Genomic DNA, 17,057 nt, shown 5'->3' with positions numbered 1-17,057 from the left:
ATAAAAGGGGCGCGAGGCTCAATCTGCTTTTCCCGGCAGATAGTCCAGAGATATACTGCTGTGCTGGTAATTCATCAGCAATTTAAAACTAATTTGCGGAGCGACTAGCTCCAATAGCAGCTCCGATTTATCGCTAAATAAGCGTGAATTAAGTATACCAGATTTGTCGGGCCACTTCAAGTTAGACTGCCGCTCATACGGACCAAACTCCCCTCAAAAGCCTCGCATACCAGCTTAAGAATCCACCCTTTCTTTCTGCTTTAGAAGCTATCCCCTGTAACCTAAATTTTCTTCTCTGCAGGTTGAAGTCTGCTGCAATCCTGATAATATTCTATCTTCCCCGGATTAAAAGACAGAAGGGGGTTTATTATAGATGGCTCCAGAGAAGCTCAAACGAGTCGTGATCAAGGAGGAACTGGTCGAACTGACCGGTGATTTTAAGTATGCACTCATATTAAATCAGTTCATCTACTGGACGGAAAGACGCCGCGATTTCGACAAATTTATAGAAGAGGAAAAGAAAAGAGCCCGTTCAGAGGGCAGAGAGCTGAATATCTCGAAGACAGGGGGCTGGGTTTATAAATCCAGTGATGACCTGGCCGATGAATTAATGCTCGGCAAAAGCAAGCCCACGCTTTCACGTTATGTCAAAAAACTTGAGGAGATGGGCTATCTTGAATCCCGGCAAAATCCTCAATACAGCTGGGATAAAACTAAACAATATCGGGTAAATCTGATCAAAGTTAATCGAGATCTCCTCGAACTCGGTTATCACCTCGAAGGATATCGTTTTGAAAAGATGTACAAGGATATCGCCCGCTGTCTGAAAGAAACCGAAAGAAAGGAAGACAAAAGTGCAGGCGATTCCGGAAAAAAGATTGCCCGCAAGGAAAAAGCTGAGAAAAAAGCGGAGAAGAAAAAATGCACAAAAGATAATTTCCAGACCGATGATGATAATTTACATAATACACAAAAAAAGGATGAAAAGGCTATAAACCCCGGCGGCTCCGATATTTCAAATTTTAATGATCGAGGTTTCAATATGAAAGATCGAGATTTCAAAATGAAACCTCGAAGTAAAAATATGAAACATCGAGACTCGAAAAATGAAACAGCAATACCAGAGACTACTACAGAGATTACTTCAAAGACTACAACAGAGACTAAAGACCCTAAAACCGAAGAACATGAGCAACGCGCGAGCGCGCGCGAGGAGACTCCCCCTCAAAAAACATCAGGCGATTACAGACAAAAAAAACAGATCGATAAAATCATCCCCCCGGAGATAATCGACGCTTTTATGGGAGTTTTCGAGCGAAAACCGACCGCCTTTGAAGCTGAGACCCTGGCCGATCAAAATTCAAAATCAGCAATCATCAAAAAAGCTATCGAACTCACCGCCTTAAACAGTCGCGATGGCACGCTTTCTTACACGCTGGCTCTTCTCAGAGACTGGCGTGAAAAAGGTCTGGGAACGGTTGAACAGGTAGAGGAGATGCTCGCATCACACAGAGAAAATCGCGGCAGCAAAAAGCAGGGCCAAAAAAATAGATCCAGCCGCGGCAGTTCACAGAAAAAAAAGAGGAAGGAATCCGATTCTCGTTATCTGATAGACAGCGATGGGAACGAATATCTGGATCCGGAACATCCTGAAGTGATGAAGCAAAACGGCTGGAATACTCCCCCGCCGGGAGAGGGCTGACCGGAAATATAAAACGGGATCTTCCTTTTATCAGTTGATAGATATCGTATAGGATCGGGGAAAAATTTCATTGTGAACGCAGCTTTATCTCTTCCAGTACAACAAAATGAGGTTTTTGACACACCTATTAACTAACTTAAGACAAGAAGATCCATAAAACGATATCATCACCCCCTTTTAAGCAAAATTATACCAGTATACATGCATTTTTAATCACTTCAGCTGTTATCAGTATCTGTTTTTCTGTATAATTACAGATAAGAGAATTAAGAAATTCAGATCAGTTTTATTCTGATTTATGATTTCAAAAAATCAGCTGAGGGAAAAGCAGAGGAGGTCTTTTGAGTATGGCGGAATTAAATTACGCTGAAGTCGTTGATCACCTGGTAAACTGGATAAAAAAAAGAGTGGAAAAGGCGGGAAAAAAAGGCGGTATAGTCGGTCTGAGCGGCGGCATAGATTCTTCTGTTACAGCTGCGCTTTTAAAACGGGCTTTTCCAGAAAACAGTTTCGGCCTGATAATGCCCTGCTGCAGCAGTCCTCTGGATAAACAGGATGCTTATCTGGTCTCCGACAAAATAAACATGAAGGCGGAAGAAGTTGATTTAAACGAGACTTTTGCCACCATGCTTTCCGAGCTCAAAAATATAGATCCCGGCGAAGATAAAGTGGCTGCCGGCAACATCAAACCAAGACTCAGGATGACTGCACTTTATTATCTTGCCAACCGCTGGGATTATCTGGTTGTGGGCACGGGAAATAAGAGCGAGCTTGTGACCGGTTATTTCACCAAATACGGTGATGGAGCGGTAGATATTTCTCCTCTGGCCAGTCTGGTAAAAACTGAAGTCAGAGAACTGGCCCGGGAATTGGATATTCCTGAATCCATTATAGAGCGACGTCCTTCGGCCGGTCTGTGGGAAGGACAGACCGATGAGGAGGAGATGGGTTTGAGTTATGAAAAGATAGATGAATATATTCTCGAGGAAGAGATAGAAGACGAGGAAGCAAAAGAGAAAATAAAAGAGCTCGAAAATTCTTCTCGCCATAAGGTCAACACCCCACCCCTGCCCGAGCGCGATAAACTTCTGGAAAAGGCGAAAAATTAACCCGGACACACACCGATTAAGGTAGAAAATGATTAAGGTAGAAAATTTTTCGTTTTAAATACTTGATATGTTTAACATACTCCACTTTAGCATCTGGTGCTGGGTGGGGTATTTTAATTTATTGTCCGATCTGGATCATAGAGATCGTGATTGACAGAATAATTATAATCATCGATGATAAATTTTCATTGCAATTGCATATGTTTTAAATGATTTACTTTTTATGTTATTATAATCTTACCGGTGGATGTAATATTTTCGTTCTTCTTTTTATTATCAGTTGATAGATATCGTATAGGATAACTATCATGACAATGATGGCAGGAAGATATAACATTTTTTTGATTTTATCCTTTAATGAATCAGCAAAATAAAGTAAAACACAACAAAATGAGGTTTTTTACACACCTTTTAACCAACTGAATACAAGAAGATCCTAAGAAAAAAATGAGGAGGGTGCAAATGGCCAAAAAGACTGATTATGATCGGGCTGTAATGGAAAGGCTGGGCAGGAGGATCAAAAAATTTCGGGAGCGCAGGGGGCTTACTCAGAGGGAACTGGCGGAAAGATCTGATTATCAAAACCGCAGCTATATTGCCAACGTCGAACGGGGCAGCCAGAACCCTTCGCTGAAGTCGATAAGCAGAATAGCTTCAGCACTGGGTATCACCCTGGGGGAGCTTTTCAGCAACATAGAAAAAGAAAGCGATGGCCAAAAACAGGAGCCCAAACACCTTGAGAAGTGGTGGAAAGAGATAATAGACGATGATAATTTTGGACTCACTTTCACGCGGGATGTCAGGCTGGAAAGGCTTGAATTTGATGATGAGGATTGGAGCAAAGAACCCTCAGCTCTCACAGATGAAAAACTTGCAGAGCGCCGGCAGCAAAATAATCTGTATCTGGAAATAGTGAGTCGTTATATCGATTATATCACAACCGCTCTGGATAATAAGCCTCACATATTAGCTGTTTCCGATCAGGATGGATGGATTTTAGAGCTCAAGACGAAGGGAGCTTTTTTAAACGAAATAAATATCGGCGGCAGTAATTTACCGCTGACAGCTGGCTTGAATGCGCGAGAAATTTACAGCGGCAAAAACGGCCTCAGCCGTGCTCTCGAGCTGGAATGCCCGGTTCTCATCTACAGCTGTCAACACTCACGACTTAAATATTCGCGTTTAACTGCTTTCGGCCTTCCCTTTGAGCTCAAGCACAGCGGGCTGCAGGGAGCCCTGACTTTTTATACATATTCCGAGGATTTTGAATTCGCCGATATGTTTTTGATCATGCTGGCTGTAAAAAATGTCGAAAATCTGCTGGAGGCAGCCAGTTTCTAGCCATAATAAACCTGAGCCTATTGATAATCATTGCAAAGGAAATTGAGGAGTGATATAATTAACATCAGATAATGTGAAAAATCAAACAAATCTTCCGGCCGGCAGTCTGAAAATTACACTGCCTCCTGGAGAAATCTGTAGAAGGGAGTGATGAGATGTTTGGTCTGGGAGCCAAAGAGCTGGGAATTGTGCTGGTAATAATTCTGGTGATCTTCGGACCGGGCAGGCTGCCCGAAATAGGGCGCTCACTGGGGAAAGGTCTGGGCGAATTTAAACGTTCTGCCCGTAACGGCGGCGATATGGAATCCAGCGGGGAAGAAAAGCTATGAAAAAATCCCGACAGCTGACCTATCCTCCCCCCGTGGCAGATGGAATGAAAAAATTTTACGAAAATTTAGATGAAATCTACTCTCAGGTGCAGAAAAACTTGACCGCAGAGGCTATAAGCCCTGTAGATATTGGCTATCCCGAAAATCCAGCTTCCGCAGACAAACCTCTTTTGCGGCCGGGTGAGCTGAATCTGCCCGGAGAAGAGGTGGAAAAAGTGATGCTGGAGATAACCGGGGAGTTTTTAGGATTTTTTTCGGAGGAGGAAAAGAAATTTTCTGATCTGGAGGAATTTCGCGATCTGCTTGCCGATGATGATTTTTCAGCACATGAGCTGCTGATCAATTATCTGCAGGATGAGATAATACCTGCGGAGCAGCCGCTGGAAAAAAATTTATTTAATCAAATGATGCTTTTCACAATAAGGCCCTTTTTCAGCTGGCTGGCCCGGGAGGGCGAAAATTCAGCTAAGATCACTGATAGCTGGCGGGAAAGTTTCTGTCCTATTTGTGGAGCTATTCCGGAACTTGCCCGGCTGACCGGGGAAAGAGGCGAGCGGCGTCTCTGGTGCTGGGTATGCTCTACTGAATGGCAGTATAATCGTTTTTACTGTCCTCACTGCGGAGAAGAGAAGGCCGACGGCCAGCGCTATTTTACGGTGGAAGAATCAGCCTATCGCGTCGATGTCTGCGACAGCTGTGATGGCTATCTCAAGGTGATCGACGAGGAGAAAGTCTCCGAAAAACATCATGACAGTTTATCCTGGATGATCAACGATATAGGGACTCAGCATCTTGATAGATTGGCCCGCCAGGAGGGTTACGAGCTGGGAGAAAAATAACAGGCGTGGAGGTGATATCCGAACTATTGAAAAAAGACGCTTTTTTGTTGTTAGAACTTTTTTTGTCGGTGCAAATTTCAGAACTTTATTAACTTTATTAAATAACTAGGCTTAAAGTCGTATTTATTTTAAATGCCTGTAAACAGCAGATAAAGTTAACTTTAAAATTAAGGGGGGGAACTCATGCCTCTGACGAGAAGAGATTTTTTCAAAGTTTCGGGTATGGTTGCTGGTGGAATGCTTGCTGGCTCCGGCAGCGATCGGGTGCTCGAGGCTGAGGAATATGAGTCTTTGAGAATCGAATATGCTGAAGAATCCACCTCGATCTGTCCGTTTTGTTCTGTAGGGTGTGGAGTGATCTGTCATAGTCAGGATGGTGATCTGGTAAACATCGAGGGAGACCCCGATCATCCTATCAGCGAGGGTACTCTCTGCAGCAAAGGAAGTTCCCTGATTAATATGGGCAAAGTTTATGATGAAGAGGGTAAAGGCAGGAAAAATCCCGGTCGAGTTACCAGGGTGTATTACCGGGAGCCTCACGGTGAGAAATGGCAGGTAAAGGATTGGGACTGGGCTTTGGAGAAAATTGCCGAACGAATCAAGAACACCCGGGATGAAACTTTCGAAGAGGTCGACGAGGAAGGCGTAACTGTCAATCGAACCACCTCAATTGCTCATCTGGGCAGCGCTATGGTCAACAATGAGGAAAACTATATTTTCCACAAACTTACCCGGGCATTGGGACTTGTAAATATAGACCACTGCGCCCGTCTGTGACACTCCTCCACTGTTGCCGGTCTCGGCAACACGTTTGGCAGAGGAGCCATGACCAATCACTGGATAGATTATCAAAATTCCGATGTTTTCATCAATATCGGTCTGAATACGGCTGAAAATCATCCTGTTTCGATGAAATGGATCGAGAAAGCCCAAAAAGAAAATGATGCTAAACTCGTCTGTGTAGATCCCCGTTATACAAGGACGGCGGCAGTATCAGATCTTTACGTGTCCATGCGTCCCGGCACCAATGTAGCTTTTTTATCGGGGATTATCAATTACGTTTTAGAAAACGAAAAATACAATGAAGATTACATCAAAAACTTTACCAATGCCTCCTATCTCATCGATCCCGAATTCGACTTTCAGGATGGCATGTTCTCTGGAGCCGCTGATGTAAATGGCAGGATCGCCTATGATACGGAAAGCTGGTCCTATCAATACGATGATGAAGGCAATATCAAAAAAGACGAGAGCCTGGAAGATCCCAGCTGCGTATTTCAGCTGATGAAAGATCATTATTCTCGCTACGATATCAGCACGGTATGCGAGATAACTGGTTCTCCCGAAGATAAATACGAAGAGCTCTGCCAGCTTTACACGGATACAGGTGCCCCCGAAAAAGCCGGCAATATTATGTATGCCATGGGAATTACCCAGTTCACCCACGGTTCTCAGAACGTGCGCTCAATAGCCATGCTGCAGCTGCTTTTGGGGAATATGGGTGTAGCCGGTGGCGGTGTCAACGCCCAGAGAGGTCAATCCAATGTCCAGGGAGCCTGCGATACGGGAATGCTCTTTCATCTTGTGCCCGGTTATATGGGAGTGCCCCGGGCGGAATTGCATCCTACCCTGGCCGATTACCTTGAGATGGAAACTCCTGAATCCGGCTACTGGAAAAACACGCCTGATTTCTTTGTCAGCCTGCTCAAAGCGTTTTACGGAGAGAATGCCAGCGAGGATAACGATTATTGCTATGATTATCTGCCCAAGATGGATGATAAGGATCGATCCCATATCGGCATGTTTAATGAAATGAAAAAGGGCGGGATTGATGGTTTGATCAGCTGGGCCGATAATCCTGCTGTGAGCGGGCCTTCTGCCGGCGATCAGCGCGAGTTTATGGGCGAGCTCGACTGGCTTATATCAGTCGATCTCTTCGAATCTGAGACCGCCTCCTTCTGGAAGGAACCCGGTGTTGACAGCAGCGAAATAAAGACAGAGGTATTCCTTCTGCCGGCAGCCCTGCATGTAGAGAGAGATGGCTCAATAACCAACAGCGGCCGCTGGATACAGTGGCGTCATCAGGCAGCAGAACCTCCAGAAGATGCCAAATCCGATCTCTGGATTGCCGACAGAATATTCAAAAGCGTTCGTGAGCTTTACGAAGAAGAAGGCGGGGTTAAGCCCGAACCCATAGTTGAAATGAATTGGGATTACGGTGAGAAGCCCGATCCCGAGCTCGTTGCCAGGGAGTTAAACGGCTATCGCACCGAGGATAAAGAGCTGGTGGCTGATTTCACCGAACTCGCCGAAGATGGTTCCACCGCCGCCGGCAGCTGGATATACAGCGGCTATTATGCAGATGATGAGAATCCCGCCACCATGAAACGCGAGCCCGAGACAGAGGGCATAGGAGGCCATCATGACTGGTCCTTCTCCTGGCCATTAAATCGCCGCATTATATATAACCGGGCCGGAGCCGATCCGGAAGGCAATCCCTGGAATCCGGACACACCCGTTATCTGGTGGGAGAACGGTGAATGGCAGAGAAACGATGTGCCCGATTTTGATGCCTCCGTTCCCCCGGAAGAGACAGCTGAAAGTCCCTTCATAATGCTGCCGGAGCTGCAGGCCCGGCTTTTTGCCCCCGGACTGGCGGGAGGACCCTTCCCCGAGCACTATGAACCCTGGGAGAGTCCCATCGAAAATATGATCTCCGGTACCCAGTTCAATCCCGCAGTTCGAGAATGGTATCCCGATCAAAGAGCTGGTGTGGGAAGTGAAGAATATCCCTATGTGGCTACAAGCTATCGGGTCACCGAGCACTATCAAACCGGCATTCTCACCAGAAATATGCCCTGGCTCAATGAAGCGATGCCCGATCTCTTTGTAGAGATAAGCCCCTCTCTGGCCGATGATATGGGTGTTGAAAGCGGTGATGAAGTAGTTGTTTCCAGTCCTCGGGGAGAGATCGAAGCTGCTGCCTGCGTTACACCGCGGATAAAGCCATTTTCCGTAAACGGCAGCGAAGTTGAGATGGTGGGAATTGTCTGGCACTGGGGTTATGCTGGCATGTCCACCGGTCCCGTGGCCAATGACCTTGCTCCCTCTATAGGTGATCCCAACACCACCATCCCCGAATACAAGGCTTTTCTCTGCGATATTCGCAAAGGAGGGGAGTAAACGATGACTGAAATGGCAATCTTGAATGATGTGACCAGTTGTATGGGCTGTAAGGCCTGTCAGACGGCCTGCAAGCAGTGGAATGAACTGCCGGCCGAGGAGACGAAGTTTCAGGACACCGGCAGTTATCAGAACCCGGCTGATCTTTCACGCATAACCTGGAATCTTTTGCAGTTTACCGAATGGGAGGACGGAGATGAAGTAAACTGGGATTTCAGCCGTCGGGCCTGTGTGCACTGTACCGATGCCCATTGTATCGATATCTGCCCGCCAGAAGCAATATCGCACACGGAAGAGGGATTTGTCATCATCGACAGAGAAGCATGCGTGGCCTGCGGTATGTGCGAGGAAGCCTGTCCTTACGATGTGCCTAACGTCGAAGAGATCGCTGCCAAATGCACCTTCTGTATAGATCGGGTGAGAAATAATCTCGAGCCGGCCTGCGTTAAAGCCTGTTCCACTGACGCGTTGATATATGGAGAGCGCGATAAACTTCTGGAAAGGGCCCATGCCGCGGCCGATGAAGATCCCGATTACAAAGTTTACGGGGAGGAGGAACTCGAGGGCCTTCATGTGATCTATGTTCTGCCAGGTGAGAGCGAGCGTTTTCAGCTTTCTCGCGATCCCCGGCCGGGAGACATGGTTTATCTCCTCAAGGCCTTAAAATATTGTCTGCCCGGCAGCTTGGCCTGTAAGGTGGGCGCTAAACTGATAGGCGGTTCGCAAAAAAGAAAAAAGCGGGGTTAAAAACCCCGCAGGGAGAGAAAAGAGAGGTATAAATCCTGCCAGCTGCCTGGGATCCCCCCCTGCTGCCACAGGGGGGGATTTTCTCTGCCGGGCAGGAAATCACTTCGTTCTGGCCAGTGTTATGACCAGTATCAATTTATGATTAATATGATTAACCGGATATTTCTTTGGTGAACTCCTCTAAATTATCCAGATACTGTAGAGGATCGGCGTCCTCTATCTGATTTTGACATATGCTGAGCTTTTCGATCTTATTCATCTCAGCCAGAGGAGAAATATCATTGATTTCATTATCGTGCAGATTGAGTATTTTTACCTCATTCAGTTCTGCGAGAGGATCTATGTCTGCTATTCTGTTGTGGCCGAGGCTCAATATGACAGCTTTTTCCAGTTCAGCTGCCGGTTCGATATTGGCTATTTTATTGTTCTCAAGTTTGATGACTCTGAGTTCGTTTTCTGCTGCCAGCGGTGAAATGTCTTCGATTCGATTGCCTTCGGCTTCCAGCAGGCGCAGTTTTCTCAGCCCGGAAAGAGGCTCGAGTGATTCGATTTCGTTATCGTTCAGGTAGAGAAACTTCAAATTATCCAGCCTGGCCAGCGGTTTGATGTCCGTGATCTCATTATCCTGGAAATTCAACCATTCCAGTTCGCTCAGTTCGGCCAGCGGTTCGAGATCTTCTATGTGATTACCCTCCAGCTCGATTCTTCTCAGCGAGGTAAAGGCTTCCAGACCGGCGAGTGACTCTATATCAGCGGAGCCGGGTCTGAGCTGTTCCAGGCCGGCAGCTTCCTCAGCGGTAACAGGCCCCTCATCTTTTTCCAGCTCGGACAGGACTGCCCTTTTTAGATTTTCATCGGCCAGTTCCACTTCTGACGCTGTCTCTGCCATAACCTGCTGGGTGGGGATTATCATTAGAGAAACAGCCAATGCCAGAAAGATAATTAATAGGGGTTTGGACTTTAACATGGTTATCAGCTCCCCAGATTGTAATTATAATCACATAAAAAGGCAAAAAATATAGAAAAAATATAGGCAAAATCTATGATTGAAGGGCCCAAATGCCGCCATAATGGTTCTTTTATGTTAATAAAATATCATTTTCGGCGGCTAAGCCCGTTTTTAACCCTTTAAAGCGCCTTATTACCCCGTCAGCACTTTCAAATCCTGCTGATTGATAGTTAATTTGTTCACTATCTTTAAATTTATTATAGACCAGGACTGGAATTTTTGCAAATGGTTGAACTCCCTCCTGGCCTACTGTGATGCTTTAAAAGGACTTCTAAGCCTTTTGAAGCAGTTTAAATACCTATATCGGCGATTTATTTGGTTTTTCAATATCAGGATTTTAAAGCTTTAGAACCACTTTCAATCACCGATTTTACCCCTGTCCGGAGACAGCTGAGGCCGTCAGGGGTTACTTTTTCACCGCAAAGACATTGCCGGCGTGTTTGCTGGGGGTTTTTTGGATATAGATATAATGATAAAGCCAGTTGCGGTAAAACTGCTGTCCCGGTTTGCGCCAGCTCATCTGCGGTTCGCGCCCGGGATCATCCTCGGGGAAATAATTTTCCGGTATATCTATATCGATCTTTTTGCGCCGATCCCGTTCGAATTCCTGTTTTAAAGTTCCCGCATCGTACTCAAAATGTCCGGTTTGAAAGATCTGGCGCCGATCGTGTCTGGCTGTCAGATGAGCACCGGCCTTTTGGGAATGCAGCAAAATTTCCAGCTCTTTATGGGCTTTTATATCTTCCTCATCGACCCGGGCATAACGGGAATGGGGAGCCATTACTTCCCCGGAAAATCCGCGGACTATATCGCGGCCGGGACCGCGAACTTCGTGGGGATAAACCCCGAACAACTTCTCTTCCAGCACCTGCTTTTCTATGCCGTAATGGTGATAAAATGCGGCAAAAGCACCCCAGCAGATAAAAAGCGTGGAGATTACGTTTTGAAAACTCCAGTCGATTATTTCGGTAAATTCCTGCCAGTAATCGACCTCTTCGAAAGAAAGAGTTTCGATAGGTGCGCCGGTCACAATCATACCGTCGTAATTTTTATGCTTTACCTCAGAAAAACTGCTGTAAAAGCGCTCCAGATGCTCCTTCTCCACATTTTCAGGTTCGTAGCTGTCGGGGAAGAGAAAATCCACTTCGACCTGAAAAGAAGTGCCGGCTAAAAGCCTCAGAATCTGAGTCTCCGTTATAATTTTGTTCGGCATCAGATTGAGCACAAGAAAGTTCAGCTCCGGCATCTCGGTTATTCTCTGCATATCAGCCATCCGGGTCTCCCGGGGAATTACCGATACGTTTTCTTCTCTGAGCAGATCATATGCAGGCAGATCGGAATGAATTTTTACTGGCATTGCTAAAAACCCCTTTGCAAAGTTTTAAAATATGACATTTAGCTGGCAGCGGCTGCCAGCGCCTGTTCGAGATCGGCTATTATATCTCCGGCATCCTCGATACCTATCGAAACTCTGATCATATCAGAAGTCACCCCTGATTTTTCCTGTTCTTCTTCGGTGAGCTGCTGGTGGGTGGTGCTGGCAGGATGAATGGCCAGGGTCTTGGCATCGCCGACGTTGGCCAGATGAGAGATCAGCTCCAGATTTTCGATAAAGTCGATACCGGCCTGTCGGCCTCCTTTGACGCCGAAGGTCAAAACGGCACCGTAACCGTTTTCTAAATACCTGTCGGCTGTATCATGGGTCATATGGTCTTCGAGGCCGGGATAATTGACCCAGGACACCTTATCGCTTGCCTGCAGAAATTCGGCCACTTCCAGGGCGTTGCTGCAGTGTTTTTCCATTCTGAGTCCCAGCGTCTCAAGCCCCTGCAGAAAGAGAAAAGAATTGAAAGGGCTCAGACAGCTGCCCAAATCCCGCAGCAGCTGAACTCTGGCTTTATATATATAAGCGGCCTCCTCAAACCTGTCGGTGTAAACTATGCCGTGATAGCTGGGATCGGGCTCGCTCAGTTCGGGATAATCGCCGGCTTCCCAGTCGAAACTGCCGCCGTCGACGATGATGCCGCCGATGGAGGTGCCGTGGCCGCCGATAAATTTGGTGGTCGAGTGGATGACTATGTCGGCTCCATGCTCTAGAGGGCGGCAGACGTAGGGGGTGGCAAAGGTATTGTCGACTATCAGGGGCAGATCGTGCTGATGAGCTATTTCAGCCACCCGGCTTAAATCAGGCACGTCCAGCCGGGGATTGCCGATGGTTTCCAGATAAAGAGCTCTGGTATCCTCATCGATATGTTCTTTGAAGCTTTCCGGCCGGTTGGAATCGGCGAATTTAACCTCGATACCGTATTTGGGCAGCGTATGGGCAAAAAGATTGTAGGTGCCGCCGTACAGCGAGCTGCCGCTGACGATGTTCTGGCCTTCTCGAGTGATGTTAAGAATCGAGATGGTCTCAGCCGACTGACCCGATGCTACGGCTAAAGCTCCCACTCCGCCCTCGAGATCAGCAACCCGTTCTTCGAAGACAGCATTGGTGGGGTTCATAATGCGGGAATAAATATTCCCGGGCTTATCCAGAGCAAAAAGATCGGCCGCCTCATCGGTGTCCTCAAATACATAAGAGGTGGTCTGATATATTGGTACAGCCCGCGAGCCAGTGGCGGGATCAGGATCCTGGCCTGCATGTACGCTTTTTGTTTGAAAACCTTTTTCTTCTTTTGCTTGATCTTTTTCTTCACTCATTTTGATTTCCCCTTCCTGTTGATTTTTGATTTGTGTTAGTGATCGATGGATTTTAAATAAATTGGTTTTAAAAACGGGTTCAGCTAAAATATTTTAACGGACTCTGTAAAGAGCTGCCGGTCTTTCATAGTCGGTCTTTTTTTCCAGCTCATTCAGCAGATTTTCCAGCTTTTCGGTTCGGCAGCGGTCGGTGACAGCTGCCAGAGAATTGAGCTGAGAGTTAAATTCTGCTGTTTTTTGCAGGGGCAGTTCATGATCAGCAAAAAATTCTTCCAGCTGTTTTTTCTGTTCTTCGGGATCTTTTAAAGGCCAGCGCAGATAATAGCGGGAAACGAACTCATCGCGGTCAAGAAGGCTGCTGCTGTCGTTTAAAGCTTTTTCCTGCAGTTTTTCCAGCCCGGCTTCGAGATCCTCCTCATAGAGGCTTAAAAGATCGTTGACCACCGTGTTGGCGGTGGGAAAGCGTCCTGCCCCCGGACCGGCGAACGTGAGATTATCGTGAAGCGGGCTGACAATTTTGACCGCATTATTAACTCCGTCCACATCGGCTAAAAGCTTATCTCTGGGTATCATGGTCGGTTGAACTCTAAGCTCAAGCCCTTTTTTGTGGCGGCGGGCTAAAGCGAAAAGCTTGAAGGAATATCCAAGAGCTTTGGCGCAATGATGATCTGCAGATGATATATTCTCGATGCCGGTGCGGGGAATTTTATCCCAGTCCACCCAGCCCCCGAAGACCAAAGAAGCCAGGATGGTTAGCTTGTAGACGGCATCGCGGCCGGTTATATCGCTGGAGGGATCAGATTCGGCATATCCCAGTTTTTGAGCTCTGGCAAGTACATTATCGAAATCGGCCTCTTCCCGGGCCATCTGCGATAGGATATAGTTGGTGGTTCCGTTGATCACACCGGCTATCTCATCGACCCGGTCAGTACCCGTAATCCGCTTTAAATTCTCTATAACGGGCACTCCCCCTGCTACACTGGCGCTGAAGAGAAGTTTGACGCCGTTTTCTGCAGCTTTTTCGAGCAGCTTGTCCCCATGTCGGGCTAAAAGATCCTTGTTGGCGGTAATGACGTGTTTTTCGGCTGCCAGCGCCCGGCTTATATATTGACGGGCTGGTTTTATACCGCCGATCAGCTCGATTATTACATCTAATCCGGGATCATCGAGAAGCTCATCGGGATCGTCGGTGATTTCCTTCTCTTTCACCTCGACTTCGCGGGATTTTTCAGGATGAGCTACTAAAACCTTCTCGATGCTGTACTGATTATGCTCACCCAGAACTAAATCCTCCTCAACTCCATCGTTCAAAAGCTTAAAAACGCCGGTGCCTACAGTACCCAGACCCATAAGCCCTATGCTGATATGTTTTTTCACCGTCGGGTTCCTCCTTTGCTGTAAGAAAAGCTGTATTTGAAGCTGGATAAAATAAGCTGGATAAAATTGGGTAATTTACTCATTAAAAAAGCCCCTTCCTGAAAGGAAGAGGTGTGTTAGCACCGCTTATCTTTCAGGATATGCTCCTGCAGGATTTGGCACCAAACAGAGTTTGCGAGGCTCTGCCGGTTGCCGGGCTTCAAAGGGCCAGTCCCTCCACCACTCTCGATAAGCATATTATTTTATTTTATCCGAAGTTACACTGCACAAATTGACTTTTTACAAATATAACATGTGGAATTATTCCTGTCAAGTTTGCCCGGAAACTTTTTTTTCGCTTATTCTTTAGCGGCCCCATATTTGACACTTGACATACCGCCAATTATTTGATTTATAATTATAAAGGCTGTGCTGTTAATCAGCAAAAATTAAGATAGATTAGCTCATTTTAAGCCATTTTTGCTCTGCCAAAAAGCTTTTTGCTGGCGGTTTTGTTCATAGGCTCTAAAAAGCGGGCGGCAGCTGCCGGCAAAAACAGGATACGGCGGCGTAAAAAAATCTGAAAGAAAAACCAATACAGCCGAAATAGGAGGTTAATTTATGCTGAGAGAGGGAATCGAAGATGAAATAGTCGACTGGATCCAGCGGAAAGTTGCCGCAAGAGATTGTGATGGTGCCGTAGTTGGTCTGAGCGGCGGCATAGACTCCTCCACGACCGCAGTGCTGACCCAAAGAGCTTTTGGCGATAACTGTCTGGGAGTTATGCTGCCCGCCAGCGGTACCGTGAGCAAGGATATGGAATATTCGCAGATGCTGGCCGAGGAGTTCGATATCAATACGCTGACGCTCAATCTCAAAGATGTGAACGATCAGATCGAAAAGACATTCCACTCTTTAGATATAGAAAAAGTAGAGAGAGGCTGCTATCCGCAGACAGCTATCAATACGCCCGATTGTGCCGATCAGAATATTCAGACCAGGATGCGGATGATGGCTCTTTATTATGTGGCCGAATCCAAAAATTATGTGGTTATGGGTACGAACAATAAGAGCGAGATTGTATCCGGTTATTTCACCCTTTATGGCGATGGCGGAACTGATCTGAGACCCCTTGGCGATCTGCTCAAGACTGAAGTCTGGGAGCTGGCTGAGAGAATCGGCGTGCCGGATGAAATAATTAACAGACCCCCGACCGGCGGACTGCAGGGAGGAGAAGAAGGAGCCACCGATGCCGAAGAATTCGGGCTGGATTATGAAACCTTCGATCAGATTTATCTTGCTCTCCAAAGAGGAGAAGATCTCACCCAGTTTGATTTCGATAAGGTAAATAGGGTGGTCGAGATTCTGGCGGCCGCTGAAAACAAGTCCGAGGTTCCTTCTTTTCCTAAAAATTAGACCGGAGAAATCATCGAACACTTAATTTCAACATAGCAGCGCGCAAGCGCGCAATCAATTAAATAACCGGAACACAGATGCTGAAAAAATTTCACTCCCTCCCGGTGGAGGGGGTAATTTTTTTATGGCTTTTTTCTTAAATTTGCCAATATAATAGCTTCTATAATCATGTTTAAATCCCCGTCTCAGCCTTGATATTTGCTTTAATATTTGTTCTATAATAATAAGCAGCTCTGTGACAGATTGAGAGCTGATTAGCTGATATATGTTCAGTTTAATCCTATATTTATTTTAATTTATCTATTATTTCCATATTGAGGAGGAGTTTATATGCGCACTCATAATTATCTTTTGATTTCTCTGCTGGTGGTGATTCTGGCGTTGACCTTTCCTCTTATCTCACTGCAGGCGGGGGCGGAAGAGCTGGCCGAGTATGATGATACTTACGTTATAGCTGAAGGTTCCTGGCCTGGAATTCAGGTGAAAAATGAAGTTATAAGACAGGTGCTGGGAACGCTCGGCTATGATTTTGAGACGGAATTTCTGGGTCAGCCGATGATCTATGAAGGAATGTCTCAGGGGGAAATCGATTTTTATCTGGGCTCCTGGATGCCGGAAGAAGCAGGTATGCGGGAAGGTCATGAGGAAGGATATGAAGTCATCTCCACCCAGCTCGATGATGCCGTTTACATGTCAGCTGTGCCCGAATACGTTTATGAGGCGGGTGTGCAGTGTCACAGCGATATAGCAGAACACGCTGAAAAATTTGATCACACTCTGCATGCTGGTGCTCACGGAGAGGGTGCTGATGAAATTCTCACCCGGGCTGTAGAAGAGGATATTTACGGTCTGGAGGGCTGGGAAATAGTCAATGCCGACTGGCCCGCCACCGTGGCCGAAGCAGAACAGGCAATAGAGGATGAGGAATGGATAATCTTTCCCGGCTGGCAGCCGCACTGGATGAACGTGCTTTTAGATGTTGAATACCTCGATGATCCCAAAAATATCTGGGGAGAGGACAGTTCGGTGATCGAAAACCTGGTTCATCCTGATCTTCAGGAGAGAGCTCCTCAGCTCTATCAAATTCTGGAGAATTTCCAGATTGAATCGGATCATCAGAGCAGATGGGTTTTTGAATACGACCAGGAAGACCGTGAGATGGAAAAGATAGCAGAGGAATGGATAGAGGACAATCTGGATACCGTGGCCGACTGGCTTGAGGGAGCTTATGCCGAGAATGGAAGGCAGGCGATCGAAGTTATAGAAGAGAATTTTTAAATTAAGAGAAATATTAAACACAGAGAAGTAACCACAGAGAAGGCAGGT

General features: G+C 46.5%; 13 protein-coding genes and 1 riboswitch. Of the genes, 9 read left to right on the top strand and 4 right to left on the bottom strand.

All coding sequences use genetic code 11. The features are described from left to right. Positions 1 to 373 precede the first annotated feature (373 nt). From BLT15_RS06230 to BLT15_RS06200, 7 genes are all read left to right on the top strand, one after another. Complete coding sequence (locus BLT15_RS06230) at positions 374 to 1,702, top strand: DnaD domain protein (protein WP_089759794.1); 1,329 nt, start codon at positions 374 to 376, stop codon at positions 1,700 to 1,702. Between the two features lie 347 nt (positions 1,703 to 2,049). Next, positions 2,050 to 2,811, top strand: coding sequence for an NAD(+) synthase (gene nadE, locus BLT15_RS06225; RefSeq protein WP_089759793.1), 762 nt, complete (start codon positions 2,050 to 2,052; stop codon positions 2,809 to 2,811). A 462-nt stretch (positions 2,812 to 3,273) separates the two neighbouring features. After that, positions 3,274 to 4,152, top strand: coding sequence for a helix-turn-helix domain-containing protein (locus BLT15_RS06220; RefSeq protein WP_089759791.1), 879 nt, complete (start codon positions 3,274 to 3,276; stop codon positions 4,150 to 4,152). 155 nt (positions 4,153 to 4,307) lie between these two features. Then, complete coding sequence (tatA, locus tag BLT15_RS06215) at positions 4,308 to 4,481, top strand: twin-arginine translocase TatA/TatE family subunit (protein WP_089759789.1); 174 nt, start codon at positions 4,308 to 4,310, stop codon at positions 4,479 to 4,481. Next, complete coding sequence (locus BLT15_RS06210) at positions 4,478 to 5,320, top strand: formate dehydrogenase accessory protein FdhE (RefSeq protein WP_089759787.1); 843 nt, start codon at positions 4,478 to 4,480, stop codon at positions 5,318 to 5,320. The genes tatA and BLT15_RS06210 overlap by 4 nt, the downstream gene beginning before the upstream one ends. A 183-nt stretch (positions 5,321 to 5,503) precedes the next feature. Next, positions 5,504 to 8,503 (top strand): formate dehydrogenase-N subunit alpha, encoded by a 3,000-nt coding sequence (gene fdnG, locus BLT15_RS06205; protein WP_089759786.1) that lies wholly within the window; start codon positions 5,504 to 5,506, stop codon positions 8,501 to 8,503. A gap of 3 nt (positions 8,504 to 8,506) precedes the next feature. Next, positions 8,507 to 9,250, top strand: coding sequence for a 4Fe-4S dicluster domain-containing protein (locus BLT15_RS06200; protein ID WP_089759783.1), 744 nt, complete (start codon positions 8,507 to 8,509; stop codon positions 9,248 to 9,250). Positions 9,251 to 9,401: 151 nt separating this feature from the next. On the opposite strand, the gene BLT15_RS06195 is transcribed toward BLT15_RS06200, so the two are convergent. The 4 genes from BLT15_RS06195 to BLT15_RS06180 form a co-directional block, all read right to left on the bottom strand. After that, positions 9,402 to 10,217, bottom strand: a complete 816-nt coding sequence (locus BLT15_RS06195; RefSeq protein ID WP_089759781.1) for a leucine-rich repeat domain-containing protein — start codon at positions 10,215 to 10,217, stop codon at positions 9,402 to 9,404. A 448-nt stretch (positions 10,218 to 10,665) separates the two neighbouring features. Then, a complete protein-coding gene (locus BLT15_RS06190; protein ID WP_089759779.1) occupies positions 10,666 to 11,616 on the bottom strand; it encodes a homoserine O-succinyltransferase in 951 nt (316 codons plus the stop codon). A 38-nt stretch (positions 11,617 to 11,654) separates the two neighbouring features. Beyond that, positions 11,655 to 12,959, bottom strand: a complete 1,305-nt coding sequence (locus BLT15_RS06185; RefSeq protein ID WP_089759777.1) for an O-acetylhomoserine aminocarboxypropyltransferase/cysteine synthase family protein — start codon at positions 12,957 to 12,959, stop codon at positions 11,655 to 11,657. Positions 12,960 to 13,052: 93 nt separating this feature from the next. After that, the gene (locus BLT15_RS06180; RefSeq protein WP_089759775.1) at positions 13,053 to 14,336 is read right to left on the bottom strand and encodes a homoserine dehydrogenase; all 1,284 of its coding nucleotides are present in this window, start codon (positions 14,334 to 14,336) and stop codon (positions 13,053 to 13,055) included. A 123-nt stretch (positions 14,337 to 14,459) separates the two neighbouring features. Further along, positions 14,460 to 14,571: riboswitch (SAM riboswitch) on the bottom strand. Between the two features lie 365 nt (positions 14,572 to 14,936). On the opposite strand from BLT15_RS06180, the gene nadE (BLT15_RS06175) reads away from it, so the two are divergent. Together nadE (BLT15_RS06175) and BLT15_RS06170 are read left to right on the top strand one after the other, a co-directional pair. Continuing rightward, positions 14,937 to 15,731 carry an NAD(+) synthase gene (gene nadE / locus BLT15_RS06175; protein WP_089759773.1) on the top strand — a complete coding sequence of 265 codons (795 nt, stop codon included), beginning with the start codon at positions 14,937 to 14,939 and terminating at the stop codon, positions 15,729 to 15,731. A gap of 330 nt (positions 15,732 to 16,061) precedes the next feature. Next, positions 16,062 to 17,009, top strand: coding sequence for a glycine betaine ABC transporter substrate-binding protein (locus tag BLT15_RS06170; protein WP_089759771.1), 948 nt, complete (start codon positions 16,062 to 16,064; stop codon positions 17,007 to 17,009). Positions 17,010 to 17,057 lie beyond the last annotated feature (48 nt).

Source organism: Halarsenatibacter silvermanii (assembly GCF_900103135.1).
Lineage (GTDB): Bacteria > Bacillota > Halanaerobiia > Halanaerobiales > Halarsenatibacteraceae > Halarsenatibacter > Halarsenatibacter silvermanii.
The sequence above is the reverse complement of the archived record's forward strand: the minus strand, read 5'-3'. Positions and strand labels throughout refer to the sequence as shown.